Origin of the sequence: Pseudooceanicola profundi, from assembly GCF_050897955.1 — a bacterium.
Classification (GTDB): domain Bacteria; phylum Pseudomonadota; class Alphaproteobacteria; order Rhodobacterales; family Rhodobacteraceae; genus Pseudooceanicola.
In genome coordinates this window covers 994,199-1,018,224 of the sequence record NZ_JBPAXZ010000001.1, presented here as the reverse complement: position 1 = coordinate 1,018,224, position 24,026 = coordinate 994,199, and the positions used below count along the sequence as shown (strand labels likewise).

The 24,026-nt window shown below is 62.1% G+C and carries 21 protein-coding genes, 2 tRNA genes and 1 pseudogene; 15 read left to right on the top strand and 9 right to left on the bottom strand.

Going from position 1 to position 24,026, the window contains the following annotated elements; genetic code table 11:
- Positions 1 to 97: 97 nt before the first annotated feature.
- The 3 genes and pseudogenes from ACRARG_RS05115 to ACRARG_RS05105 all read right to left on the bottom strand — a co-directional run bounded on the left by ACRARG_RS05115 (position 98) and on the right by ACRARG_RS05105 (position 3,963).
- Positions 98 to 1,276: a tetratricopeptide repeat protein gene (locus ACRARG_RS05115; protein WP_432688913.1), complete on the bottom strand. Its 1,179-nt coding sequence runs from the start codon at positions 1,274 to 1,276 to the stop codon at positions 98 to 100.
- A 1,015-nt stretch (positions 1,277 to 2,291) separates the two neighbouring features.
- Positions 2,292 to 2,507, bottom strand: a pseudogene (locus ACRARG_RS05110) (IS110 family transposase); the annotation flags it as partial.
- A gap of 127 nt (positions 2,508 to 2,634) precedes the next feature.
- Positions 2,635 to 3,963, bottom strand: coding sequence for an aminotransferase-like domain-containing protein (locus tag ACRARG_RS05105; RefSeq protein WP_432688912.1), 1,329 nt, complete (start codon positions 3,961 to 3,963; stop codon positions 2,635 to 2,637).
- A 77-nt stretch (positions 3,964 to 4,040) separates the two neighbouring features.
- Between ACRARG_RS05105 and ACRARG_RS05100 the strand changes: the two genes are divergently transcribed.
- Positions 4,041 to 4,574: a DinB family protein gene (locus tag ACRARG_RS05100; RefSeq protein ID WP_432688911.1), complete on the top strand. Its 534-nt coding sequence runs from the start codon at positions 4,041 to 4,043 to the stop codon at positions 4,572 to 4,574.
- Entirely contained in the window at positions 4,571 to 5,434 is an 864-nt protein-coding gene (locus tag ACRARG_RS05095; protein ID WP_432688910.1) for an NAD(P)-dependent oxidoreductase, read from the top strand. Before ACRARG_RS05100 ends, ACRARG_RS05095 begins: the two co-directional genes overlap by 4 nt.
- Positions 5,435 to 5,856: 422 nt before the next feature.
- Here ACRARG_RS05095 and ACRARG_RS05090 read toward each other — a convergent pair whose 3' ends face one another.
- Positions 5,857 to 6,573, bottom strand: coding sequence for a winged helix-turn-helix transcriptional regulator (locus ACRARG_RS05090; RefSeq protein ID WP_432688909.1), 717 nt, complete (start codon positions 6,571 to 6,573; stop codon positions 5,857 to 5,859).
- Positions 6,574 to 6,724: 151 nt separating this feature from the next.
- Between ACRARG_RS05090 and ACRARG_RS05085 the strand changes: the two genes are divergently transcribed.
- The 3 genes from ACRARG_RS05085 to ACRARG_RS05075 all read left to right on the top strand — a co-directional run bounded on the left by ACRARG_RS05085 (position 6,725) and on the right by ACRARG_RS05075 (position 8,357).
- Positions 6,725 to 6,940: a tautomerase family protein gene (locus ACRARG_RS05085; RefSeq protein WP_432688908.1), complete on the top strand. Its 216-nt coding sequence runs from the start codon at positions 6,725 to 6,727 to the stop codon at positions 6,938 to 6,940.
- Between the two features lie 77 nt (positions 6,941 to 7,017).
- Complete coding sequence (locus tag ACRARG_RS05080; protein WP_432688907.1) at positions 7,018 to 7,536, top strand: OsmC family protein; 519 nt, start codon at positions 7,018 to 7,020, stop codon at positions 7,534 to 7,536.
- Positions 7,536 to 8,357: a class I SAM-dependent methyltransferase gene (locus ACRARG_RS05075; RefSeq protein WP_432688906.1), complete on the top strand. Its 822-nt coding sequence runs from the start codon at positions 7,536 to 7,538 to the stop codon at positions 8,355 to 8,357. Before ACRARG_RS05080 ends, ACRARG_RS05075 begins: the two co-directional genes overlap by 1 nt.
- Before the next feature lie 219 nt (positions 8,358 to 8,576).
- Here the strand turns inward: ACRARG_RS05075 and ACRARG_RS05070 are convergent, their stop codons facing one another.
- Positions 8,577 to 9,431 (bottom strand): class I SAM-dependent methyltransferase, encoded by an 855-nt coding sequence (locus ACRARG_RS05070; RefSeq protein ID WP_432688905.1) that lies wholly within the window; start codon positions 9,429 to 9,431, stop codon positions 8,577 to 8,579.
- Positions 9,421 to 9,747 carry a hypothetical protein gene (locus ACRARG_RS05065; RefSeq protein ID WP_432688904.1) on the bottom strand — a complete coding sequence of 109 codons (327 nt, stop codon included), beginning with the start codon at positions 9,745 to 9,747 and terminating at the stop codon, positions 9,421 to 9,423. The genes ACRARG_RS05070 and ACRARG_RS05065 overlap by 11 nt, the downstream gene beginning before the upstream one ends.
- Positions 9,748 to 9,859: 112 nt before the next feature.
- Between ACRARG_RS05065 and ACRARG_RS05060 the strand changes: the two genes are divergently transcribed.
- The 6 genes from ACRARG_RS05060 to ACRARG_RS05035 all read left to right on the top strand — a co-directional run bounded on the left by ACRARG_RS05060 (position 9,860) and on the right by ACRARG_RS05035 (position 18,325).
- On the top strand, positions 9,860 to 10,780 hold the full coding sequence (locus tag ACRARG_RS05060; RefSeq protein WP_432688903.1) for a LysR substrate-binding domain-containing protein: 921 nt from the start codon (positions 9,860 to 9,862) through the stop codon (positions 10,778 to 10,780).
- 440 nt (positions 10,781 to 11,220) lie between these two features.
- Positions 11,221 to 11,294, top strand: a tRNA-Gly gene (locus tag ACRARG_RS05055).
- 415 nt (positions 11,295 to 11,709) lie between these two features.
- A complete protein-coding gene (locus tag ACRARG_RS05050) occupies positions 11,710 to 13,509 on the top strand; it encodes an ABC transporter transmembrane domain-containing protein (protein WP_432688902.1) in 1,800 nt (599 codons plus the stop codon).
- A gap of 146 nt (positions 13,510 to 13,655) precedes the next feature.
- Positions 13,656 to 15,557 carry an acyl-CoA synthetase gene (locus tag ACRARG_RS05045; RefSeq protein WP_432688901.1) on the top strand — a complete coding sequence of 634 codons (1,902 nt, stop codon included), beginning with the start codon at positions 13,656 to 13,658 and terminating at the stop codon, positions 15,555 to 15,557.
- 135 nt (positions 15,558 to 15,692) lie between these two features.
- Entirely contained in the window at positions 15,693 to 16,949 is a 1,257-nt protein-coding gene (locus ACRARG_RS05040; RefSeq protein ID WP_432688900.1) for an MFS transporter, read from the top strand.
- A gap of 101 nt (positions 16,950 to 17,050) precedes the next feature.
- Positions 17,051 to 18,325, top strand: a complete 1,275-nt coding sequence (locus ACRARG_RS05035) for a cytochrome P450 (protein ID WP_432688899.1) — start codon at positions 17,051 to 17,053, stop codon at positions 18,323 to 18,325.
- Positions 18,326 to 18,640: 315 nt separating this feature from the next.
- Here ACRARG_RS05035 and ACRARG_RS05030 read toward each other — a convergent pair.
- Positions 18,641 to 18,715: transfer RNA gene (locus tag ACRARG_RS05030), tRNA-Thr, on the bottom strand.
- Positions 18,716 to 18,819: 104 nt separating this feature from the next.
- On the opposite strand from ACRARG_RS05030, the gene ACRARG_RS05025 reads away from it, so the two are divergent.
- The 4 genes from ACRARG_RS05025 to ACRARG_RS05010 all read left to right on the top strand — a co-directional run bounded on the left by ACRARG_RS05025 (position 18,820) and on the right by ACRARG_RS05010 (position 21,828).
- Positions 18,820 to 19,002, top strand: coding sequence for a hypothetical protein (locus tag ACRARG_RS05025; RefSeq protein ID WP_432688898.1), 183 nt, complete (start codon positions 18,820 to 18,822; stop codon positions 19,000 to 19,002).
- A gap of 40 nt (positions 19,003 to 19,042) precedes the next feature.
- Positions 19,043 to 20,311 carry a UDP-N-acetylglucosamine 1-carboxyvinyltransferase gene (gene murA / locus ACRARG_RS05020; RefSeq protein WP_432688897.1) on the top strand — a complete coding sequence of 423 codons (1,269 nt, stop codon included), beginning with the start codon at positions 19,043 to 19,045 and terminating at the stop codon, positions 20,309 to 20,311.
- Positions 20,308 to 20,787, top strand: coding sequence for a DUF2948 family protein (locus ACRARG_RS05015; protein ID WP_432688896.1), 480 nt, complete (start codon positions 20,308 to 20,310; stop codon positions 20,785 to 20,787). Before murA ends, ACRARG_RS05015 begins: the two co-directional genes overlap by 4 nt.
- Positions 20,788 to 20,931: 144 nt before the next feature.
- On the top strand, positions 20,932 to 21,828 hold the full coding sequence (locus ACRARG_RS05010; RefSeq protein ID WP_432688895.1) for an acyl-CoA thioesterase: 897 nt from the start codon (positions 20,932 to 20,934) through the stop codon (positions 21,826 to 21,828).
- Positions 21,829 to 21,846: 18 nt separating this feature from the next.
- On the opposite strand, the gene ACRARG_RS05005 is transcribed toward ACRARG_RS05010, so the two are convergent.
- Positions 21,847 to 22,737 carry an alpha/beta fold hydrolase gene (locus ACRARG_RS05005; protein WP_432688894.1) on the bottom strand — a complete coding sequence of 297 codons (891 nt, stop codon included), beginning with the start codon at positions 22,735 to 22,737 and terminating at the stop codon, positions 21,847 to 21,849.
- A 389-nt stretch (positions 22,738 to 23,126) separates the two neighbouring features.
- Positions 23,127 to 23,816: a DUF1045 domain-containing protein gene (locus ACRARG_RS05000; protein ID WP_432688893.1), complete on the bottom strand. Its 690-nt coding sequence runs from the start codon at positions 23,814 to 23,816 to the stop codon at positions 23,127 to 23,129.
- Positions 23,817 to 24,026 lie beyond the last annotated feature (210 nt).

Here is a 24,026-nt window from a genome sequence, read left to right as displayed (position 1 = left end):
GTGCCGCCAGAGCGGACGATCGCAACAGAAGTTTGCTCTCCGATGTTGTTGTTCGAGGCAGTTCCCGCTTAGTTCAAACTGGAAATTGCAAGAGTGTTCATGTTGTCGACGAGCCTTGCTGAACCAAAAGTTCGAGTTTCTTCCGAACCGGATGCGCAACTATGTCTTCATGGCTCGAAATCAGATCGAGTTCATCCAAGAGTTGGCGGCCCTCATACATTCTCTGGGCGAAAGGCATTCCCTCTATGGCATCTAGTGCATTAGATAAAGCGCGATCACGAACTCCATTAAAGAACTGGTTTTGATTCCAAGCAGCTAGGGCCGCACTTAGTGCCCCCTTCCAATCTCCTTGCTCCGTTAGAACTGTTGATAGCTCCGATGCCGCATCATACAGCGTTGGGTTCAGCTCTACTGCACGGGTAAGAGAAGATGCTGCGTGAAAATAGTCCTGTTCCTGCTTGAGGGCACGGCCAAGCCAATAATGGGCACCTGCCCATTCCGGTGATTTTTCGACAAGTGATTTCAATGCGAGAACTGCAGTTGCGCCGTCATTTTTGAACATACCTTCTGCAGCAAGAATTACCTCTTTTTGCAAATCGCCAAGGTTTCGTTCAAGGGACGCAGATTTCAGATCTACATTCTCGCCGTTTTCAACAAATGCGCTCAGTAAGCTGCGAAATAGGTTTAAATCATTGAGCTTTCTTGCGACGAGATGCGTTGCGCCCTTTATGACCCGGATATTGAGGTCTGGCCAATACCCCAGCCGTAATAGGCTGTACAAATCGAAAGGCTCGTCCGCGCCGATGACCACTGTTGTGGCCGGAGAAGGTGGGCGCTCGAAAATTGACAAATCTACATACTCTCCGGAATGCCGCCTTTGATCGAATCGAGGATACGGTGCAGAGAGAAACGTCTGTGGTGCCATCGCCAGTATCGACGACGCCTTCAGTTCCATCCCGAACAAAAGCGCGGCATATCCGCCCATTGATGTGCCAAGGCATCTGACCTGGCTAAAACCGTTTTTGGCAATAAGCTTCTGCAGAGAAATGGCTACCGAAGGAATATCGTCCCCTAAGCCGATTACACCTCGATTGTACCATTGGTTTTTTCGATCCTTGATATAGATAATGTTGGAGGTCATTCCGGCGAGGATATGGCGAAATGAAAATGATCTGGCGCCACGGTCTTCAGCTAGAAACTCCGAGAAGACCAGATTCACTGAACTTGAGGAAGGGTCTTTAAACTCACATAGAAAATCGACGGTAGCCTCGGTCATTTGCCTTCCAGTACAAATATGCTGCTGGATATGAATGACTTACTTTCGCAAACGAGGCCGACGACTTGCGAATGGTCTCGCTTGGCATAATTTAAGTCGTTCAGGCCCCCTTGCAGCAGTTGAGGACCATTGTTCGAGCTTGCTAGTTGCATTTGCTGGCTTCTGCAAGGATATTTGGGGCCTGCAAAAAGACATGGGGCCGCAGCTGATCTTCACTGAAGCAGTCGAAAAGTCGCATGGTAACAGCTCAATCCTGAGAAGATTCTCGACGGATCTAGTTCAGCGGTCGGCTGCCTGATCGAAATCCAGCAAGGTTGGCGCCAGAGTATGTAGTAAAAACACTGCGTGAATCCGTCTTTGGTAGCGCGAAGTGGCAGAGCAAAAATGACCGCACAGGAAGTAGAATTGATCTGGATTGACGAGCCTGAACCGCCGAACTTCCTGCTGTCGTGATCCTGGTTCTCCTGACAGAGCGGTGACCGCATGCGGTGTAAGGTCGGGAAGGTGGTGCGCATGGCTTTGGAAGGGCGCGTACGTCACTTGGTCGGCAGTCTGGTTTTGGGGGCGCGCGCGTACGATACCGTTAATTTGCTGGGCGCTGAGTTCATCTCAAGTGCAATGCAACCGCTCGACAGCTTTGGCGGTCCAGTTGTTGGTCGGGGCGTTTCGGCGACCGGCAGCTTGCGGCACTAACAGCTCCGACTAGAAAAGGCTGGCGTTCAGTGTCCGCTTGACTACGTTTAGCGACTATTGGTTCAAACCGCAGCGAACGACCTGTGTGGATGGCTCCCGCATAGCAAGTCGTAAATGATTTCGTGTACCTTTTCAGAAGCGGTCTTGTGTCTGGCCTGTTTGCGCGGTTCACACCGCTGACCCTGTTGGGATCCGCAGATCAGGTTCCTATCTGCTTTGCGGGCAATCGCGCCCGGGACATTCGGCGGAGCGTTCTGATCATTGCGGCTGAAGGGTACACCATCACATCGTCGGTCTTGCTATCGCGCTGTTTCTGTACGTCTCAGACTATGTGCCGGCGGTAGGGTTCGTTCCTGGTCAGCACAGCCCATATGATCCGCGCCCTCTTGTTCGCCATGGCGACGGTCGCGAGCAGGACCGGCTTTCTCGGTAACAGCTTCGCCAGCCAGGTTTCGGCTCGCTCGGGATGATTGGTGATCTGCCGCAGGCGCGATGTCATCCCGACAACGATAAGCTGGCGCAGATGCCGATCGCCCAAGGGTCGTTCGTGCTCCACGACACACGTACGGCGGAAAGCGGTCGTTCGCTGCTATAGTGTCGAAAGTCCGCTTCGGGCCGTTTTCGCCCACCCTGGACTATCCGCGAGCATCAGATCACGACCGGGCTCAGAGATCTTTTTCCGGTCCGCGCGTCGCGATGCTGGCCAGCTCGGACAGCGCGAATTCCCAGGTCTCGAGATCAGGCGCGGAGAAAGCGATCCTGACCCCTGAAGGAGCGGTGCCAGAAGCGACGGCGAAGGCCTGACCCGGGGCGACAGCGATGCCCAGTTCGGCGCTGGCGGCCGCAAAGCTCTCGCCGCGCCAGCCCTCGGGAAGGGAGAGCCAGCAGTGCAGCGCGTCGGGCTCTGCGCGAACCTCTAGCCCGGCAAACGACCGGCCGGCGATCTCGAACATCGCCGCCGCCTCCTGCCGCTTCGTCGCCTCGACCGCGGTGACGACGCCGTCCTCTATCCAGTGCCGCGCCAGCGCCACGGCCAGCGACGGCGCCATCCAGCCGCCCGTCCGGAGCGCCTTGGCCAGGCGTTCATGAAAGCTGGCGGGCGCCTCGATCAGGCCCAGAGCCAGCCCCGGCATCAGCCGTTTCGAGAGGCTGTCGATCCGGATCACCTGGTCCGGGGCATAGGCTGCAAGCGGCTGCATCGGCTTGAGGAACCCGTAGACGCTGTCCTCGACCGCCGTCAGGTCATGGCGGGCGAGGAGGTCCGCGATGGCCGCGCGCCGGCCCTCGGACATGGTGAGCACCAGCGGGCTTTGATGGGTCGGTTGCAGATAGACGCCGGCGAGACCCTGCCGGGCCTGCGCCTCCAGCGCGGCGGGCTCGATGCCCTCGTCATCGACCGGCAGTGGCACCAGGTCGATCCCCAATAGACGCGCGGCGGAAATGGCGAAGGGATAGGTCAGCGCCTCGACCGCGATGCGTCCACCGCGCGGGGCGAGAGCGGCAAAGGTGGCGGCGATGGCCTCCTTGCCGCTGCCCGCCAGCAGGAGTGTCTCGGGCGGCGGCCGGTGATCCGCGACGCGGGTCAACCCGGCGAGCACGGCGGCGGTGGCGGCATCGGCCCTGACCGATGCGGGCGCGGCGGCCCGGCCCGGCAGGCCAGCCTTGAAAAAGCGCGCCGTGGACTGCGAGATCACCTCGCGCGCCGGGCCACCCAGACGGAACACGATCTCGAGGTCGATGCCGGTTCCCGCGGGCTCCTGCAGCGCGGGGTCGAGCGGCGCGAAGCGGCTCGCGACATAGGTGCCGCGACCGACCTCGCCCGATATCAGCCCGCGACGGCGCAACTCGTCATAGACCCGGCTCGCCGTCGAGACCGCGATGCCGTGCTCATAGGCGAAGCGGCGCTGTGGAGGGAGTTGCGCTCCGATCGGCAGATCTCCGGTCGCGATGCGCCGGGCAATGCTGTCGGCGATCCTCACATAGGGTTTGGGCATAATTGCTCCGAGAGCAATGTTTCAATTGATCAGAGCAATATTGGCGTGGCAGAGCGGGGCAATCAAGGAGGTTTCCGATGCCCGATCTATCCAACATGCACATGATGGCGGCCTACATGGCCTGGGCCGATGATGTGATGCTTAAGAATGCTGCCCAGCTGCCGGAGGCCGAGCTGATGGCGCCGCGCGACACCCTGTTCCGGACCATCGCCGGGACTTTCGACCACATCCTGGTCGTTGGCGAGATTTTCCGCGCCCATCTGGAAGGGCGCAGCCATCCGCACAATGCCCGCCACCGGGCCGAGCCTCTGCCATTCGACGAGGTTGCCAGCCTGTTGCGGGCGATGAACGAGTACTATGTCGGACTGGCGCGACGCTGGACCCCGGCAGATCTGGCCGAGGTGATCGAGTTCGAATTCGTTGGCGGCGGCAGCGGGGCGATGACGCGGGAAGCGATCCTGCTGCATCTGGTCAACCACGCCACCTATCACCGCGGCTTCGTCAGCACTCTACTCTATCCCTTCCGCCTGAACGGCGCGGCGAGCGATCTGACGGTGTTTCTCAGGGATGCCTGGCCGGGCATCGTGCGCCAGATCGAGGGCGCGGCATGAGCCGGATCGCCTGGATCGGTCTCGGCGTCATGGGCTTTCCCATGGCGGGACACCTGGCAAAGGCCGGGCACGAGGTGACGGTGTTCAACCGGACCGCCGCGAAGGCCGAGGCCTGGACCCGAACCTTCACGGGTCGCGCCGCCCTGACGCCGGCAGAGGCGGCCGACGGGGCCGAGATCGTGTTCAGCTGCGTTGGCAATGACGACGACCTGCGATCGGTGACGACGGGCCCCGACGGAGCCTGCGCCGCCATGGCGCCGGGCAGTTGCTACGTCGATTGCACGACGACTTCGGCGGAGGTGGCGCGCGACCTGGCGGAGGGTCTGCGTCGTCGCGACATCGGATTTCTGGACGCGCCGGTCTCGGGCGGCCAGGCCGGCGCCGAGGCTGGCACGCTCACGGTGATGGTCGGCGGGGCCGAGGCCGATTTCGGCCGCGCAGCGCCCGTGATTTCGGCCTTTGCCCGCAAGGTGACGCGGATTGGCGAGGTGGGCACGGGGCAGACCGCCAAGATGGTCAACCAGCTCTGCATCGCCGGTGTCGTGCAGGGCCTGTCCGAAGGGATGGCACTGGCGCTAAGGGCGGGCCTCGACATCCCGGCGGTCATGGAGACGATTTCCGAAGGGGCTGCGGGGTCTTGGCAGATGTCGAACCGCTGGAAGACCATGGCCGAGGGCAAGTATGACTTCGGCTTCGCGGTCGACTGGATGCGCAAGGATCTGGACATCGCGCTGAGGGAAGTGGCCCACCTTGGTGGCTCCGCGCCGCTCGCCGCGCTTGTCGACCAGTTCTACGCCGACGTGCAGCGCGCCGGAGGCGGCAGATGGGACACGTCCAGCTTGCTGACGCGCCTGGGGTAGGCACCAATATTGCATGGATCGCCCCTCGGTATCGCCCCGTCTCCGATCTGCGAAGGAACGATAGACGGCAGCCCGCGGAAAAGTATGGATCGGCTTGGGTCGTCGCGGCACAGGTGCCCTGCCTGTAAGGCATCCAGACAATCGCTTCATCGGCAATGACGACATCTGATCGCTGATCCATGCTGCACGTCATAGCGAACGGCCGCTTCGGGCAGGCTGCGGATACATGCACGGCGCCCGGCGAATTGCAACTTGGGGCCGTGAGCGATCCAGGACCCTTGGGCGGGAAGCGGTCTTTCGATGCACCTTCGGTCCGTGACCGCAAAGCCGCCCTTAGCGCCCGTTGCACTGACGTTCTCTCTGAGCGTCAAAGGGTTTACGACCTTCTTCACGCCGTGTGATGCTTGCCGTGACACTTGTTCTTAACCCGCGGCCTGGCACCGTTCATCCCGGGCAGACTTTGCCACCTCGGCAAAGCTGCTTCGCATAAGCCACTTGGTCAGAGTTCTCTCCATCAGATCGTGCCCGGTCAAAGAAATGCGCCCACTTTCAATCTCCGCTTCGAAGGTTGAGTGCCCCATCCACGCGGATGTGAGCGCGCGAAGGTCGCAGACAACGAACAAATCGACGTCGAACTTGGGGTCGGTGTAGCAGAGGTCCGTTTCTTCGCCAGGTTTCGCCACAAGCCAGTAGTTTGCCGTCTCGTTCGGCGCATCGTTGAGAATAAACTGGATTACGCATTTCGGCTTGGGCAGTTGCAGCCGGTCGATCTTTCCCCGGATTTTCCACATCAGGAGACGCGCATCGAGGTTTTGCAACGATACCTCGCAATCAATATTGCGATGCGCCCATTCCCCGAGACCAAAGATCAACGGCTCAAGCTCGTCGGCAAGCGGGGTCGTCAGATACTCTGCATGCCCGGGACCGTCGCCCCGGCGCAAGACCAGACCATTGGCCTCCATCTCCTTCAGGCGCTTGGATAGCAGCCCGGGCGACATGCCCGGAACCCCTCGCTGGATCTCGTTGAAACGCGTCGAACCGGACCACATTTCGCACAGCACGAGCATGGTCCAGCGCGGCTCCAGCAGGCTGGCCGCCATCGCGACCGGGCAGAACTTCGGGTAGCTTGTGTCTGACATGGCGTCACCTCCGCCTGAAGCAAAGCATCTGGTGGCTGTCTGCGTCTACTTCAGAATCTGTAGTGGGTTTCCTTCTTTTGCTGAACTGGAGCGCCGGGCGGGGTGAATGCCAGCCTTGTAATACCAGAATTTGCAGCAACGGAGGTAACCCATGCCACTGGTGGATATCGAAGTGATCGAAGGCGTGTTCGACGACGAACAGAAGGCCCGGATGATCGAGAAAGTGACGAATGCGATGGTGGAGGTCGAAGGCGAGGGCATGCGGGCGGTGACCTGGGTGCGCGTCAAGGAAGTGCGGAGCGGTCAGTGGGGCATCGGGGGCAATACGCCCAGTGCCGCCGACATCAAGGCGATGGCCGCGGGATGAACCCATGCTCTGGCCGGATCGCCCGCGCGGCGGTTCGGTCAAGCCTATGACTGTCTGGCTTTAGAGGAGAAAATGAGATGGATCGGAACACCCACGCCCGTGATGCGCAGCTGCGCGCGATCTCGGTCTATGCGACGCGGCCGGAAAGCGCCCGTGTCGTCAATCGCGGTTCGGCTTTGGTTGGTGACGGGCTGAGCTGCACCTATGAGCAGGACGGACACCGCATCGCCCTTGATATGCCGAAAGCGATAGGTGGAAGCGAAGAAGGTCCGTCACCCGGCTTCTTCGGACGCGCCGCGATCTGCGGATGCATTGCGATCGGTATCAAGATGGCGGCGGCGCGCGATGACCTGTCCATCGAGGCGGTGAAGGTGGGAATCGAACAGGATTGGGACAATCGCGGCATTTTGGCGATGGAAGGTGCCAGTCCGGGTCCGGGGGCGACCCGCATCGCCATTGAGATCACGAGTCCGGAACCTGAAGAGAAGATTGAAACGATGGTGCACCGGGCGCTTGACCATGACCCGTGGCTTCTGGCCTTTCGGGATGCGCAACCGGTGACCACATCCGTTTCCGTCAGCGAGGACGTCCGGTGATGGACGCCCGGCTTCAACTTCGCGTGCAGCGTTATGGCTGGGATGCGGCTGCAACCCATTACCATCATTCCTGGGTGGATCAGCTACGGCCGGCCCATGACCGCATTCTACAAATGGCAAAGGTCGGACCCGGACAGAAGGTCATCGAAACGGCCTGTGGCAGTGGCCTGGTGACCATGCGGCTGGCAGCGGAGGTGGGACCGGCCGGGTCCGTTCTCGCTACCGACCTGTCCCAAGGCATGATCGATGACTTGCGGGCCCGCCTGTCGGACGGCCCCCTCAGCAATGTCCATCCACAGCGCATGTCTGCGGAGACCCTCGATGTCGATGACCGGACATTCGATGCTGCCGTCTGCGCGCTCGGGCTGATGTATGTGCCTGATCCCGCAGCGGCCGTTGCCGAGATGGCCAGGGTCACTGTACCCGGCGGAACTGTCGCGGCGACTGTCTGGGGCGAGCGGCGGAATTGCGGATGGGCGGAGGTATTCCCGATTGTCGACGCCCGTGTCGCATCCGAGGTATGCCCGATGTTCTTTGGAACAGGCGTCCCGGGTGCGCTGAAACGCCTCTTCGAAGAGGCCGGGCTGGAGCAAATTCAGGAACATCGACAATTTGAGCGCTTGAATTTTGCAACCCCAGCGGCAGTCCTGGATGCTGTTCTCCTGGGCGGCCCCGTTGCCCTCGCCATCAAGCGTTTCGGCGATCAGGATTGGCATGAGGTAAGCGAAGAGTTTCTGGCTTCTGTCGAAGACTACAAACGATGTGATGGAGGTTATGAAATTCCCGGTGAGTTCGTTACCGTCAGTGCGAAGCGTCCCTGAACCGAAACGTCCATGCGCGATCGCTTTCGGGGCTTTCCGACCTGAGACATGCAATCCGGGAGGGTCCGACCTGAGCCGGCAACTTGGAATGGGTTGTAGAAAGCACCGGAAATCGTAGCTTAGTCACGGTGCCGGAACAAAAATCCAGGCGGACAGCGTGGCGTCTCGTTCGCAAATACGCCGGCTAAAATATGACCTTGCGCGACCGCCCGTCGGACCTCAATCACCTTTTCTGGCCGATGCTGCGATCATCACGCAAGGTCCAATGAATCCCTTTTCGGTCTCAAAGCGTTCAAGGGCGGCCTCAACGTCTTTCCAGGCTGCTGTCCTGGCATACTCGCCCAGATTACTTAGCATCTGGTGCAGGGCTCCGAAGCTCTCCTTTTCGAAGCGAAGACAATCGCTTGCGCTTTCAAGCACGACCGGCGCGTCAATCTTGCGGGTTTGAATATCTTGCAACCCGGCCGCATTGAAAAGGCTCTCGATTGCGCCGGGCCGACCCAAGCTGAACGGCCCCGGCGTACCAGGCGCAGGCGGAGGCAGGCCCGCATGTTTGCGGATTACTCCAACCGGGTCCGAGAAAAAGCGGCATTCTTCCGGTGTTGCGTATACTAGGGCACCAACCCGTCCGCCGGGTTTCAATGCGGCCATCTGGCTGCGCACCGACCCCAGCTGGTCGGGAAAGAAAATCAAGCCGACACGGGAAAGAACGACGTCGAAGGGATCGCCGCTCACTTCGATAGCCTCGCCGTCCATGGTCACGGCCGAAAGGTTTTTCAGCCCGGAGGCTTCGAAGTTCTGCGCGGCGATCCGTGTGAGTTCGTCCGAGAAATCGGTGGACAGGACGCGACCCATCGGCCCGACGCGCCGGGCACTTTGCATCGCGTCCTGTCCGGAACCGCCGGCCACGTGCAGGACCGCAGAGCCGCTCGTCACTTCGCACATATCCAGAAGCGTCTCGGTCGCAGGACCGAGCCAGGTGTCGAGAAGGGGACCCCACGCGTTCCATCGACCGGCGACAGCATTCCATTGGTCCTTTGTCGAAGCTTTGAAGGTGTTGGCGTCAAACGTCATGGCGGAACTCCGGTGTTGCGGTGATGGCCCGGGGGCAAAAGTCTGTTGATGCGAAGACGGTCCTCTTGGACCTCTCTACAACGACCTTCAGCTCGCCCTTGCGCCACACCGTTGTGTCCGGCACTGCGGCTGCATCGCGACTGAATCCGATGTCGTTGAGAAGGTGAGGTGAGAGCAGTGCCATCCGCTCGAGATCCTCGAGCAGACGATCTCCGGGCGATCGCTGGATAAATCGAGAGATAGACTTTTTGATCCTATTGAAGAACACGGCCATGGCCAAAGCCTCACGGTCGGGGGCGAGGTATCGCGTCTGCATTGAAGCCTCCTTCTAAAATTTCCCTTTTCTGATACAGTTCGGTCCGTGAGCGCCGCAAACCAAGTTATTGAGCTCTCTGGATGATGAAAGCTAATCCTTTGCCATGAATCGAATGCCGCCCCTCAATGCGCTCAGGGCATTCGAGGCCGCCGCGCGACACGGCGGGTTCATCGGTGCGAGCGAAGAGCTCAACGTCACCCGAGGTGCGATCAGCCGGCATGTCAGATTGCTCGAAGAACATCTGGGCGTTCAGCTGTTTGTCCGTCTGGCACAGGGGGTTCGGTTGACAACGGCGGGGCGGCAGCTCCAACCGGTCGTTTCGGAGGCCTTCGCCCTGATCCTCAGGGAGTCGGAACGGCTTTCCTCCGATGCTTCAGAATTGAGGGTCATCTGCCCTCCAGGAACGTCGATCCGCTGGCTTCTCCCAAGGCTGGAGGATTTCCGAAGATTACATCCTGAGCTGCGTGTGCGACTGACGACGGATTTTCTCGCTGACGGCGGCTTCGACCCCGTCGAGTCCGATATCGGTTTCTCCGTAGCCAACTGGCCAAATCGATTGAAACCGTTAGAGACCCAAGAACTCTTTCCGGTCCTACTCACTCCGGCTTGCGCACCAGCATATCTGAAGGAAAAGGCTATTACGACGCCGAAGGATCTCGCAGCTTGCAACTTGTTGCATGAAACCAGAAACCATACCGACTGGACCGATTGGGCAAAGAATTTTCCTCAGCCAGGTATCAACCCGTCGGAAGGGCAGGACTTTCCTAACATCGACATTGCGACAAAGGCGGCCGTCATGGGCATCGGTGTCGTCATGGCCGATCTCGTGCTGTGCCGCGAGGAACTCGAGGCCGGCACGCTGGTCGCGCCGTTTCCTAAAATGGTGTCGGAATCACCGCTGGGCGGCGTATGCCTGATCGGAGGAACCGAAAAATGGTCTTTGCCCAAGGTCAAGGCGTTCAGGTCTTGGGCGTATGACAGGGCCGCGGCAGACCGGGCGTCGGTCTGTCATTTGATGTGTGGTTCGGGGTAAGGTTGCATGGGCCCACTGTGTCCGAACAACTTATTCCTAAGTGGATGACGCTGCTGCGCGCCGCAGCCGAACGGCCGCTTTCATGACGCCGCCTTGCGGCATAGGAAGGCAGTCCGAATGTCCGGATCGGGCCGTCAGCGGCTATATTTTTTGCGGAGCTTTGGGCGAAGGGGCAGGGGGCTGCAATCGGCACGTGCTCAGGCGGGGCGACGTTCGGGAACTGCAGCTCGTTTCGAATGGCAAAAGGCTCATGGCCACCATGGGCGACTTTGTTGCACAGCTTTGAGCGTGGTCTTTCGTTGGTGCCTCGGGTCTCGTGGGTCCCGACTAAAACAGGTCGTTCCTGCCCAATACTTCCAAATGGTTGGGTACGATTTACGGCACTGTGAAACCTTCGGCTTGACCGCAAAAACCCGTTGCCATAGGTACTGCGGAACTGGGCGGGCGTTGTGTAATGGTAAGACCTCAGCCTTCCAAGCTGATGATACGGGTTCGATTCCCGTCGCCCGCTCCAGAAAAAACTTTCAGACAAATGACCTGCTGAATTTTGCCGGGAACCTCTTCAGGCCTCTGAAAATATTCTGTTTTTAGTCAATTGCTCCGATGTCTTCCAGGCGGATGACGTTAGCTCCGGTCTCATCGCACGCCCCGCATATGTTTTCAGCCTGTTCGGATCCGGGGCCGGCCTGCCTCTGGCGCATTGCTGGCGCAAAAGGGGCGGTGTGGCGCGGCGGCCGTATGACATGCCCCATGCCGCAGGGCTGACCCCTGGTTGACCTTTTAGCGGCTTATGCCGCCTCCGCGATATCGGGCCGCCGCCGCGACACAAAGCCCGGAGGCATGACGGTGGGTTGACCGATCTGATCCGGGCCGCCATGAAACAGCGGGCCGCGCATGGCTCGTCCAGTAGCACGACAGACGGAAGACCCATGGCCCGACAGCCGATGCCCGCACCCGCCGCAATGGAGCGCGAAAAAAGCCGCCGCGTCGGCGCCCTGTCTGCCTTGGCGCCATTTCTGCGGCCCTATCGGCTGTGGCTCACGGCGGCGCTGGCGGCGCTGGTGCTGACGGCTTCGGTGTCGCTCATGCTGCCGCTGGCGGTGCGGCGGGTGGTGGACAATTTCGGCGGCGATGCGCCGGGGCTGCTCGACCAGTATTTCGGGGCTGCGATCGGGTTTGCGGCGCTGCTGGCCGTCGGTACGGGGCTGCGCTATGCGTTGGTCACGCGGCTGGGGGAACGGGTGGTCGCCGATATCCGAAAGGCCGTGTTTGGCCGGGTGATTGGCATGTCTCCGGCCTTTTACGAACGCACAATGACCGGCGAAGTTCTGTCGCGGATCACCACCGATACAACCCTGATCCAGTCCGTAATCGGGTCTTCGGTCTCTATCGCGCTGCGCAATCTGCTGATTTTTGTCGGGGGGCTTGTGCTGATGCTCTTCACATCGGCCAAGCTGACCGGGCTGGTCCTGCTGATCGTGCCGGTTGTGGTCGTTCCGATCCTGGTTCTGGGGCGGCGGCTGCGTGCCCTGTCCAAGGAAAATCAGGACTGGATCGCGGCCTCCTCGGGCACGGCCTCGGAGGCGCTTCTGTCGGTCCAGACGGTTCAGGCCTTTACGCATGAACAAAGGTCGCGGGCGGGGTTCGATCTGGTCACGGAACAAAGCTACGGGTCGGCCCTGCAGCGGATCAAGACCCGCGCCGTCATGACGGCAATCGTTATTTTCCTGGTGTTTTCGGGCGTTGTGGGCGTGCTCTGGATCGGCGCCCATGACGTGCGGGGCGGTGAGATGACAACAGGCGCGCTGATCCAGTTCGTCATCTATTCCGTCATGGTTGCGGGCGCGGTGGCTGCGCTGTCGGAAATCTGGGGAGAATTGCAGCGCGCCGCGGGGGCGACCGAACGGCTGGTCGAGCTTTTGCGGGTTGAGGATGCGGTGCGGGACCCGGCTGCGCCGGCCATGCTGACGGAGCCGGTGCGCGGGGCTATCGGGCTTCGCGATGTGACCTTTCGCTATCCGACACGTCCGCAGGTCGCGGCGCTTGACGGCGTGACGCTGGATGTCGAACCGGGGCAGACGGTGGCGCTGGTCGGACCCTCCGGCGCCGGCAAAACCACGATCATCCAGCTGATCCAGCGGTTTTACGACCCGGATGCGGGCCAGGTCACGTTGGACGGTATGGACCTGACCGGGCTGGAACGGCAGGCGTTCCGTCGCGAGATCGCTCTGGTGCCGCAGGATCCGGTGATCTTTGCGATGTCGGCGCGGGACAACATCCGCTTTGGCTGGCCCGAGGCAAGCGATGCCCAGATCGAAAAGGCCGCCCGCGCTGCCGCCGCGCATGAGTTCATCATGGCCCTGCCAGAGGGATATGACAGCGCGCTCGGGGAACGGGGGGTCATGCTGTCGGGGGGCCAGAAGCAGCGGATCGCCATTGCCCGGGCGATTTTGCGGAATGCGCCGGTGCTGCTGCTGGACGAGGCGACCTCGGCGCTGGATGCGGAAAGCGAGCGGCTGGTACAACAGGCGGTTGAGCGCGTGTCGCAGGGGCGGACGACCATTGTGATCGCGCATCGCCTGTCCACGGTCAAACGGGCGGACCGGATCGTGGTGATGGAACACGGGCGCATCGTCGCGGAGGGGCGCCATGACCAGCTGATCGCGCAGGACGGGCTTTATGCCCGCCTGGCCCGGCTGCAATTCACCGATGGCGGTGACGGAGGCTGACGCCGAAACCCCGATGAAGGCTTGTTTCCGCGCTCTGGCTGCGGGATGCCTTATCAGGGTCCGACGTGTGGTCACGCTTGCCTATGCCCTGCATCCATCACATGTTAGCGGACACAAGGGACGATGACATTTCGAGGGAGGAATGAATGGGCGTCGCAAACCTGGCCGAGACGAGGGCGCTCGAAGCGCAGATGCCATATGCGGACCGGGGCCTGCCGGTCACCGTATTTCAGATGCTGGAGCGGACGGCGCAGCGGTTCCCCTCTCATAATGCGATCACCTTCCAGTTGTTGTCCGGCCCGACGGACAAGGCCGAAACGCTCAGCTGGTCCCAGGTGCTGGAGCAGACCTGTCAGGCGGCCAATCTGTTCCGGTCCCTTGGTGTGGGCGAAACGGATGTCGTCGCGATTATCCTGCCCAATTGTAACGAGACGGCCGTGGCGCTTCTGGGGGGCATGGTGGCCGGGATCGTCAACCCGATCAATCCGCTGCTGGAGCCGGAGCAGATCGCGGCCATTCTGCGCGAGACCGGCGCCAAGGTGGTCGTGACGCTGAAATCCTTCCCCAGTTCCGATGTGGCGCAGAAGACGGCAGAGGCGGTCAAGCACGCCCCCGGCGTCAAGACCGTGCTGGAGGTGGACCTCAACCGGTATCTTACCCCGCCGAAAAGCTGGATCGTGCCCTTCGTCCGGCCGAAAATGCCCGTCAGCCATCACGCCGATGTGCTGAGCTTTGCCGATGCGATGGCCAAACAGCCCCGCAAGCTGGCCTTTGCGGACAGCGCGACGGACCGGGTGGCGGCCTATTTCCATACCGGCGGCACGACCGGGATGCCCAAGGTGGCACAGCACAAATACTCCGGCATTGTCTATAATGGCTGGATCGGGCACGAACTTCTGTTTTCCGAAGAAGACAATGTGATCTGCCCCTTGCCGCTCTTCCATGTCTTTGCCTGCCATGTGATCTTTATGGCCATGGTCAAATCGGGCGGGCATGTGGTGTTCCCGACGCCGGCGGGGTACCGTGGCGACGGTGTGTTCGACAATTTCTGGAAGCTGTGCGAACGCTGGAAAATCACCTTTATCATCACCGTACCGACAGCCATTTCCGCGCTGATGCAGCGGCCGGTCGATGCGGATATCTCGACGGTCAAGACATCCTTCTCCGGTTCCGCGCCGCTGCCGCAGGAGCTGTTTCACAGGTTTGAAAAGGCGACCGGTGTGACCATCGTGGAGGGGTATGGCCTGACGGAGGCGACCTGCCTTGTCGCCTGCAACCCGGTGGAGGGCGAGAAGAAGATCGGCTCTGTCGGGCTGCCGTTTCCCTATACGGATGTCAAAATCCTGCACCATGACGGGGCGGGTGCGCCGAAGGAATGCGCCACCAATGAAGTGGGGGAGATCTGCGTGTCGAGCCCCGGCGTCTTTGAAGGGTCGACCTATACCGAAGAGGTCAAGAACGTCGATCTGTTCCATTCGCGCCCCGATTCCAACCGTCTGTATCTGCGCACCGGCGATCTGGGGCGGCTTGATGCGGACGGCTATCTCTGGATCACGGGGCGGGCCAAGGATCTGATTATCCGCGGCGGCCATAATATCGACCCGGCCGAGATCGAAGAGGCGCTGCTGGGCCATGAGGCGGTGGCCTTTGCCGGTGCGATCGGTCAGCCCGATGCCCATTCCGGCGAGGTGCCCTGTGTCTATGTCGAACTGGTGGGCGGTGCCTCGGTCACCGACGGGGAGCTGATGGACTATGCCCGGGCGCATATCCATGAACGCGCCGCCTTTCCGAAATATATCGAGGTGATGGCGGAGCTGCCGAAGACAGCCGTCGGCAAGGTTTTCAAACCCGATCTGCGCAAGACCGCGATCCGGCGCGTCTATAACGAGGCGCTGGAGCATGCGCAGGTGGAGGCCGAGGTCGTTGATGTGATCGACGACAAGATGACCGGGCTGACCGCACGGGTGAAGAAAACCGGCGAGGTGGACGATATGGCCATCGGCGCATTGCTGGGCAAGTTCACCCGCCCCTGGATCTGGGCGGACTGAGACGGTCCCGGGCCGATCGCAAATCGGTCCGGGAATTCGCGACAGGCCAGCCGAAAACACCACGCCATGTCGCAAAGCGGCAAGCGACTCGGTCGTGACTGCGTTTGATGAACGCAAAACGAACGAGCACCGCTGATGCACGACAGACGAATTCCCGAATGGCTGCGCCATGCGCCGGTGCCCTCCGTGCGTGGCTTTGCCGTGCTTGCCGGGACAGAGGCGGTGGCGCGCGGCATCCTGGTCTCTGTCTTCCCTCTGGTGATGTATCATACGCTGGGGGATGCGCGGCTGGTTTCGGCTGTCTATTTCGCCATCGGGGTGGCCTCGCTTCTGGCGGGGCTGATGATCCCCTATCTGATCCGGTTCGTGCCGCGCCGCTGGGTCTATGTGGCCGGAACACAGATGTTTGCCGGTGGCGCGCTGCTGACCCTTCTGGGCATGCCTGCCGCAGTGGTTGCGGGTCTGGCGCTGGTGACGATTGCCGTCGTGACCTGTTTCGTCTGTTTCAACGCCTATGTGCTGGATTACGTGGCCAAGATCGAACTGGGCCGGCTGGAGACCTCGCGGCTGTTCTACAGCGCGCTTGGCTGGACGGGCGGGCCGGTGCTGGGGGTCTATCTGCATGGCTGGTGGGCGCCTGCGCCCTTTGTTATCGCCGCCGTCGCGGCCTATGGCATGCTGGCGGTGTTTCTGGTGATGCGGCTGGGCAATGGGCGGCTGATCACCCGTGCCCGGGTGGCACCTGCCAATCCCTTTGGCTATTTCCGCCGGTTCTTCGCCCAGCCGCGGCTGGTGACGGGCTGGCTTTTTGCGGTGATCCGGTCCTGCGGCTGGTGGGTCTATGTCGTCTATCTGCCGATCTTTGCGGTGCAGGCGGGGCTGGGCGACCAGCTGGGCGGGATCGCCCTGTCGATGTCCAATGCGGCGCTTTTTCTGGCGCCGCTGATGCTGCGTTTCATGCAGCGGACCTCGCTGCGGATGGCGGTGCGCACCGGGTTTGTCGTGGCGGGCGGGCTGTTTCTTCTGGCCGGGCTGGCGTCGGGGCTGCCCTGGCTGGTGGTGCTGAGCCTGATGGTCGGGTCGGCCTTTCTGATCCTGCTCGACGTGAGTGCGGGCCTGCCGTTCCTGCTGGCCGTGAAGCCGTCTGAGCGGACGGAGATGTCGGCCATCTATTCCAGTTTCCGCGACGTCTCGGGCATCGTGACGCCGGGGGTGGCCTGGCTGGTGCTCTTCGTGGCGCCGATCACCGGCGTCTTCCTTGCGGGCGGGGCAGGGCTGCTGGTGGCCTGGGGGCTGGCCGGGACCCTGCCGGCGCGGCTGGGCCGGGCCCGGATCGCGGTGGAGCCGGCGGCCGCGCCGCTCACGGCGCATGGGCGGGCCGAAGCCGTCTGACGTGAGGGCAGGCCGGGCAGGGGTTGCGCGGCGCGGCGGTTGAGGCTCCAATAGCCTTACCCGCACGTCATCCGGTGCGGCGTCAGGAGGGAGGCCTGATCATGGACGATTTCCGTATGCCGACGCTGGACGAAGCCCGGGCGGAGGCGCTTGCGACCCCGCTGGAAGAGATCAACGTCGCCCGCGCATCCAAATTCGCAACCGACACGATGTGGCCCTTCTTTGAACGGCTGCGCAACGAGGATCCGGTGCATTGGTGCGAGACCGGCAATTACGAACCGCACTGGTCGATCACCCGCTATGAAGATGTGGCCGCGGTTGATCTGGACCACCGGCGGTTTTCCTCGGCAGAGGCGATCACCCTGCGCACCCATGAGGCCATCGACTTTTCCAAGGGGGACGATCATGACGGGGTGGGGTTCATCACCATGGACCAGCCGGCGCATGGGCCACAGCGAAAGGCGGTCAGCCCCGTTGTCGCGCCGCCCAACCTGACCTTGCTGGCGGGGCTGCTGCGGCAGCGTGCGGGGGCGCTTCTGGACCGTTTGCCGGTCGGAGAGGCCTTTGACTGGGTCGATCTCGTGTCCAAGGAATTTACCGCCATGACGCTGGCGACGCTCTTTGATTTCCCCTTCGAGGACCGGCGGAAGCTGACCCATTGGTCCGACATGATCACCAATTCGCCGGGTCACGGCCCGGTGGAAAGCTGGGACCATAAGCGGGCCGAGATGGCGGCCTGTTTTGCGGCTTTCGATGCGCTCTGGACGGCGCGGGCAGAGGGGGCCGGCGGGTCCGATCTGATCTCCATGCTGGCGCTGGGGGCCGAGACGGCACAGATGCCGCGAGAGGTTTTCTACGGCAATGTCATCCTGTTGATCGTGGGCGGAAATGACACGACACGGAACACTCTGTCGGGGTCCGTCTATGCGTTGAACCGGTTTCCGGACCAGTATGCGCGGCTGCGGGCGGATCCGGCGCTGGTTCCGGGTATGGTGAGCGAAACCATCCGCTGGCAGACGCCGCTGGCACATATGGCGCGCACCGCGACGGAAGACGTGGAGATGCACGGCAAGCTGATCCGCAGGGGCGACCGGGTGGCGATGTGGTATGTCTCGGCCAATCGCGACGACCGGCATTTTGCCGATCCGGATGCCTATGACATCACCCGCGACAAGGTCCGCTCGCACCTGTCTTTCGGCTTTGGCATTCACCGGTGTTTCGGCAATCGCGTGGCGGAGATGCAGCTGCAGATTCTCTGGGAGGAGATACTGGCGCGGTTTCCAGTGATCGAGGTGCTGGAGGAACCGCCCCGCACATTCTCGGTTTTTGTGCGCGGCTATGAGCAGCTGATGGTGCGGATCCCCCGGCGGGTCTGATCCAACGGAGGCCCCTGCGGGGCCATGCGATGTTTTGCGCCCCCTGGCGGGGGCGCGGTGCGCTCCGCGCGGGAGTATTTGGGGAAAGATGAAGGGGATTTGCCGTACTGCGGCCGGGGCCGCTGTCGCGGATTCCGTGGAACTGCTGCCGGCGTGTACTCGATGGGGAAGAGGAGCTCCTGTTCGACTGCGCAAGTGAGCTGATGCTTCTGGAGGGAGAGTGTTTGAACTCTCAATGCTCTCGCGGTTTCGGTGAAACCGCTGCCGCTGTATCGCGATGTTCAGATGACATCCACCTTTCCTGCGAAAGGTGCGTGGTGCTGCTGGACAGGATTGAACTGTCGACCTCTCCCTTACCAAGGGAGTGCTCTACCACTGAGCTACAGCAGCCCGCTGTGGGCCCCATATCGGGCCGTGGCGGGTGATTAGACGGAATGCTCTGGTCATGCAAGCGCAATCTGGACGGTTTTTTCCGGTTGCACTAAGGATTGTCTATGAGCAATGAAAAGACGTCTTCCGGGCGCAGGACGCCCCCCGGATCGAGCCGCGAAGATCGGCTCAAGGCCGCGCTGAAGGCCAATCTGGGGCGGCGCAAGGCGCAGGCGAAAACCCGGGCGCAGGGGCAGGCGGCGGATCGCGATGCGCCGGGGGAAGACCGGGGTGATGACGCAGGATAATAACAAGGGGTCGTGACCCCGGTTTTCGAGAGGTAAGCAGATGGACCAGATACTTGTGACGGGCAACGGCCCGCTCAACGGCACGATTCCGATCGCAGGGGCCAAAAACGCCTGTCTGACCCTGATGCCGGCGACCCTGCTGAGCGAGGAGCCGCTGACCCTGACCAATGCGCCGCGGCTGTCGGACATCCGGACCATGTCGAGCCTGTTGCAGTCCCTCGGGGCGGAGGTCTCTCTGTTGCAGGAAGGCAAGGTGCTGGCGTTGTCGTCGCATGGGATCGACAATCACAAGGCCGATTATGATATCGTGCGGAAAATGCGCGCCTCTATCCTTGTTCTGGGGCCTTTGCTGGCGCGGTTCGGCCATGCGGTGGTCTCTCTGCCCGGTGGATGTGCCATTGGCGCGCGCCCCGTGGACCTGCATCTCAAGGCGCTGGAGGCCATGGGCGCGGAGCTGGAGCTGCGCGAAGGCTATGTGCATGCCAAGGCGCCGGGCGGGCTGAAAGGCGGGACCTTTGAATTTCCTATCGTGTCGGTCGGCGCGACGGAAAACGCCCTGATGGCGGCGACGCTGGCCCGTGGGACGACCGTTCTGAAAAACGCCGCGCGCGAGCCGGAGATCGTGGACCTGGCGGTCTGTCTGCGCCGGATGGGGGCGCAGATCGAGGGGGAGGGAAGCTCCACCATCACCATCCAGGGGGTGGACCGGCTGGGCGGGGCGACCCATCCGGTGGTGACCGACCGGATCGAACTGGGCACCTATATGCTGGTGCCGGCCATCTGCGGCGGAGAGGTGGAATGCCTGGGCGGGCGGATGGATCTGGTCGCAGCCTTTGCCGAAAAGCTCGATGAGGCCGGGGTCGATGTTCTGGAGACGCCGACCGGCCTGACCGTGCGCCGCCGGGGCGACCGCGTGAAGGCGGTGAATGTCATCACAGAGCCCTTTCCGGGGTTCCCCACTGATCTGCAGGCGCAGATGATGGCGCTCATGTGCACGGCGGAGGGGACCTCGGTTCTTGATGAGAAGATCTTTGAGAACCGGTTCATGCATGCGCCGGAGCTGATCCGGATGGGCGCGCAGATCGATGTTCATGGCGGGACAGCCACGGTCACGGGTGTGGCGCGTCTGAAAGGTGCGCCGGTGATGGCCACTGATCTGCGTGCCTCGGTCAGCCTGATCCTGGCGGGGCTCGCGGCAGAGGGAGAGACGCTGGTGAGCCGGGTCTATCACCTCGACCGCGGCTATGAGAAGGTCGAAGAGAAATTGCGGGCCTGCGGGGCCAAGATCGAACGGGTACAGGCAGCATGACGCAGGGGCGGGGCGACGCAACCTTCGAAGACGGGCGGGAGGCGCCGCTCAATCTGGGCGCGGAGGATGCGGCAGATGTGCAGATCATCTCTGCCCTGATGCAGGACAGCGTCTTTACCCTGTCAGAGGTTGCGTGGCAGTCCCGGCGCCAGCGATTTTCGCTTCTTGTGAACCGTCTGCGATGGGAAGATGCCGGCGAGGGCCGTCACGGTGTGGAACGGGTCCAATCGGTTCTGAGCATCGAAACCGTCCGCAAGGTGTCGAGCATGGGCTTCGACCGGCGCGACAGCGACCTGGTTCTGTCGATCCTGTCGGTCACGTTTGAACCGGGCGAGGCGCCGCCGGGCGGGGCGATCGTCCTGACGCTTGCCGGGGACGGCGAGATCCGTATGGAAGTGGAGGCGCCGCAGATGGTTCTGCGCGATGTCACGCGGCCCTATCTCGCGCCGTCCGGCAAACGGCCCGATCACGGCTGAGCGGCGCGCATGAGGCCATGATCCGGCCTGTCGAATTTCCGCCCTGCGGGACAGCGAGGCCGGAAAAGGCCCGTCTTCGGCAAAGTCTCTTGCATTTCTTACGTCCCTGTCGGAACCAGAGTTGCACAAAGCCAGAGAGACTTGATGACCGACGCCGCTGCCGACCCGCATTCCGATGTGCCTTCCAATCGTCTGACCGATATCCTGACCGTGGAATCCCTGGAACAGAACTTCTTCCGGGGTCGCGAGACACCGGGCGGAACGGGCCGGATGTTTGGCGGTCAGGTTCTGGGCCAGGCCCTGATGGCCGCCTCGCATACCGTGGGCGAGGATAAGGTGAACCATTCGCTGCATGCCTATTTCATGCGGCCGGGCGATGCGACCAAGCCGGTTCTTTACCGGGTCGAGCGGGACATGGACGGCAACAGCTTTGCGACCCGGAGGGTGATCGCGGTGCAGAACGGGCAGCCGATCCTCAATATGGCGGCATCCTTTCAGGTTCAGGAAGAGGGGATGAGCCATGCCGATGCCATGCCCGAAGGTATTCCCGCGCCCGAAGACCTGCGTAATGAGGCGGAGCTGGTCGAGGAATATGCCGATGATCTGCCGGAGGCGTTCAAGGCATTTGCCCGCTGGGAACGTCCGATCGAAATCAGACCCGTGCAGCTGATGCCCCCGTTTGATTTCACACCGCATAACGGGCCCAGCTATCGCTGGATCCGGGCCAAGGCAGATATGGGAGGTGATATGACGCTGCATCGGGCCGGGCTGGTCTACAGTTCCGACATGGGGCTGATCGGGGCGGCGATTGCGGTTCACGGGCTGGGATTTTTCTCCAGCGGGATGCGGGTTGCCTCGCTGGATCATGCGATCTGGATGCATGCCGATTTTCGTATGGACGACTGGCTGCTGTTCGAAATGGAGTCGCCCTGGACCGGAGGTGGCCGCGGCCTGACCCGCGGCCGGTTCTTCACGCGGGACGGGCGGCTTGTGGCCAGCGTCGTGCAGGAAGGCATGACCCGGCGAAAACCGGCCAAGTAAGCGCCCGCTGCGCCGGTCTCAGGCCCGGTTGGCCGCTGCGTCGATCCCGTCCAGAACGCGGTCATAGACCTCGACCGGGAAGTTATGGCCCATGCCCTCGATCTCGAACAGCTGGGCTGTCGGGCAGTTCGCGGCGGTGTCGCGTCCGCCTTCGACCGGGACCAGCGGATCGTCCGTGCCATGGATGACCGACACCGGCATGGTCAGCTGCCGGAGCTCCGCGCGGCGGTCGCGGGTGGCCAGGATGGCGGCGTACTGGCGCGAAAATCCGGTGGGATGATAGGACCGGTCCAGGTTCTCCTCGGCCTCGGCGCGCAGGACCGCGTCTGGCACCGGATAGGCCGGGGAGCCGATCACCCGGTCGGTTTCCATGCGGCTGCGCAGAAACCCCTCGCGGTCGGTGCGGGCATCGGGCCGGGGCGTGGTCAGGGCCTGGCGTGCCTCCGGCGTGGCGGGGGGCAGGTCGGGGTTGCCGGTGTTGGACATGATGGATGTCATCGACAGCACCCGGTCGGTATGTTCGATCGCCATGAGCTGAACGATCATGCCGCCCATGGAAAATCCGCAGATATGGGCCCGGTCGATCCCCAGATGATCCAGCAGGCCGATCCCGTCGCCAGCCATGTCGGAGAGGGTATAGGGCAGCTGCGGCACCCGTCCCGCCTGTTTGTCATCCAGTATTTGCCGGAAATCGGGGATGCCCAGATCCGTGAACTTGGTGCTGAGACCGATGTCGCGATTGTCCATCCGGATGACCCGGTAGCCGCGCGCGACCATGCGACCGACTAGGTCGGCTTTCCAGCGGATGCATTGCGTGCCGACGCCGGAGACAAGCAGCAGCGGCCTGCCATCCTCCGGGCCCGCGACGTCGTAATAAATCTGGAGACCTCCGATATCGGCCTTTGGCATCACCTGTCCTCCTCAGTTTGCCGCCCGCTGGGGCCCGCGCGATGGTACAGATGGATGCGGCCAGCGAACAGACTGTTGCCGGAGATTGGTCAGGATTGTCTGTGAGGCCAATGGGGTCTCGCGATATGATCGGGGGGAGTTTCAGGCGATTTATGGCTGTCACCGGGGCCGGCGAAAGTTCGCCGTTGTCGCGGTGCAGGGGCCATGTCGGGGAAGCGCGGGGCTGTCTCAAAAGAATTGAGGCGGCGACTGGTGGGTCACCGCCTCTTTATCCGTACTGAAATTATTCGAAGGATATGCCAAGTTTTTAACACTTTTTTGAGGGGTTTTCCGCAATTATCTGACCTTTCGGTCAGGTTTTTTTAGGAGTGCTTAAATATTATTGAATATCAACCCGTCAGCGGAACTTTGCTGATCTCTTCGAAGCGTCCGTCGGCACGTTCTCCGACAAAGCTTACGTATCTTGCAATCACAGGTTGAATAACTATGCTTGCAATCCGCGAATCGATCCAGTCGAGGACCGGGCCCGCGATTTCCGCATCCAGCGGGCCGGTCAGCGTGCAGTGGAAGCGGAATTCCTCCATGACGTAGGGGTAGCCCCATTGCATCAGCAGCTCCTCCTGGCGTGGGCTCAGGCGCTGTTTCCGCCGCCGTGCCAGTTCTTCCGGTGATGGGGGCGCGCGAAACTGATCCAGCCCACGCACCAGCTGCTCTGCCAGCGCGGCGAGTTCCGGGGTCGGTCCCTCCGGAACGAGGGCAAGGAATTTGCCGATACGGGCGGGACGAAGGCGACCAAGCGGCACGGGGGCGATGCTGGCGCAGATCAGGCGGGCGGTCTCCTCGACATCCTCGGCGCGATAGCCGGGCGCCAGCCGGAAGGGCGGCTTCAGCGTGCCGTGCATCCCGTATTTGCGCGGCACCCGGGTGAGGGTTTCGACCGGGACCGGCAGATCCGCACTGTCCGGATGCGGGCAGGGCTGGCCCGTCGCGATATCCCAGCCCAGCCAGGATGACCCGAAATCGGCCAGCGGGCCGGGCTCCGGGACAAAATAGAGGGCGACTCTGCCATAGTCCTGCATGCGCATCTTCCACCGTGTTGCGGCGCCAGATGACATGACCGTCCGGGCCGGGACCACCCTCTATTTCAGGGCGATGCATGTTTTGTGACACCGGTTGCGAGAAGAGGCGCGCCGCAGGTGCCGCGCGTCGCGGCCATCGCGTCCCGGTCCCGCCCAGGCCAGCGCCAGTCGGAAAGCTGCCTGGGTGGCCTTGCAGCCGGTCAGCCGCGT

Coding starts and splice junctions, on each gene's coding strand:
- ACRARG_RS05115 (WP_432688913.1), bottom strand. CDS start 1,276: ATGACCGAGGCTACCGTCGATTTTCTATGTGAGTTTAAAGACCCTTCC.
- ACRARG_RS05105 (WP_432688912.1), bottom strand. CDS start 3,963: ATGCCCAAACCCTATGTGAGGATCGCCGACAGCATTGCCCGGCGCATC.
- ACRARG_RS05100 (WP_432688911.1), top strand. CDS start 4,041: ATGCCCGATCTATCCAACATGCACATGATGGCGGCCTACATGGCCTGG.
- ACRARG_RS05095 (WP_432688910.1), top strand. CDS start 4,571: ATGAGCCGGATCGCCTGGATCGGTCTCGGCGTCATGGGCTTTCCCATG.
- ACRARG_RS05090 (WP_432688909.1), bottom strand. CDS start 6,573: ATGTCAGACACAAGCTACCCGAAGTTCTGCCCGGTCGCGATGGCGGCC.
- ACRARG_RS05085 (WP_432688908.1), top strand. CDS start 6,725: ATGCCACTGGTGGATATCGAAGTGATCGAAGGCGTGTTCGACGACGAA.
- ACRARG_RS05080 (WP_432688907.1), top strand. CDS start 7,018: ATGGATCGGAACACCCACGCCCGTGATGCGCAGCTGCGCGCGATCTCG.
- ACRARG_RS05075 (WP_432688906.1), top strand. CDS start 7,536: ATGGACGCCCGGCTTCAACTTCGCGTGCAGCGTTATGGCTGGGATGCG.
- ACRARG_RS05070 (WP_432688905.1), bottom strand. CDS start 9,431: ATGACGTTTGACGCCAACACCTTCAAAGCTTCGACAAAGGACCAATGG.
- ACRARG_RS05065 (WP_432688904.1), bottom strand. CDS start 9,747: ATGCAGACGCGATACCTCGCCCCCGACCGTGAGGCTTTGGCCATGGCC.
- ACRARG_RS05060 (WP_432688903.1), top strand. CDS start 9,860: ATGCCGCCCCTCAATGCGCTCAGGGCATTCGAGGCCGCCGCGCGACAC.
- ACRARG_RS05050 (WP_432688902.1), top strand. CDS start 11,710: ATGGCCCGACAGCCGATGCCCGCACCCGCCGCAATGGAGCGCGAAAAA.
- ACRARG_RS05045 (WP_432688901.1), top strand. CDS start 13,656: ATGGGCGTCGCAAACCTGGCCGAGACGAGGGCGCTCGAAGCGCAGATG.
- ACRARG_RS05040 (WP_432688900.1), top strand. CDS start 15,693: ATGCACGACAGACGAATTCCCGAATGGCTGCGCCATGCGCCGGTGCCC.
- ACRARG_RS05035 (WP_432688899.1), top strand. CDS start 17,051: ATGGACGATTTCCGTATGCCGACGCTGGACGAAGCCCGGGCGGAGGCG.
- ACRARG_RS05025 (WP_432688898.1), top strand. CDS start 18,820: ATGAGCAATGAAAAGACGTCTTCCGGGCGCAGGACGCCCCCCGGATCG.
- murA (WP_432688897.1), top strand. CDS start 19,043: ATGGACCAGATACTTGTGACGGGCAACGGCCCGCTCAACGGCACGATT.
- ACRARG_RS05015 (WP_432688896.1), top strand. CDS start 20,308: ATGACGCAGGGGCGGGGCGACGCAACCTTCGAAGACGGGCGGGAGGCG.
- ACRARG_RS05010 (WP_432688895.1), top strand. CDS start 20,932: ATGACCGACGCCGCTGCCGACCCGCATTCCGATGTGCCTTCCAATCGT.
- ACRARG_RS05005 (WP_432688894.1), bottom strand. CDS start 22,737: ATGCCAAAGGCCGATATCGGAGGTCTCCAGATTTATTACGACGTCGCG.
- ACRARG_RS05000 (WP_432688893.1), bottom strand. CDS start 23,816: ATGCAGGACTATGGCAGAGTCGCCCTCTATTTTGTCCCGGAGCCCGGC.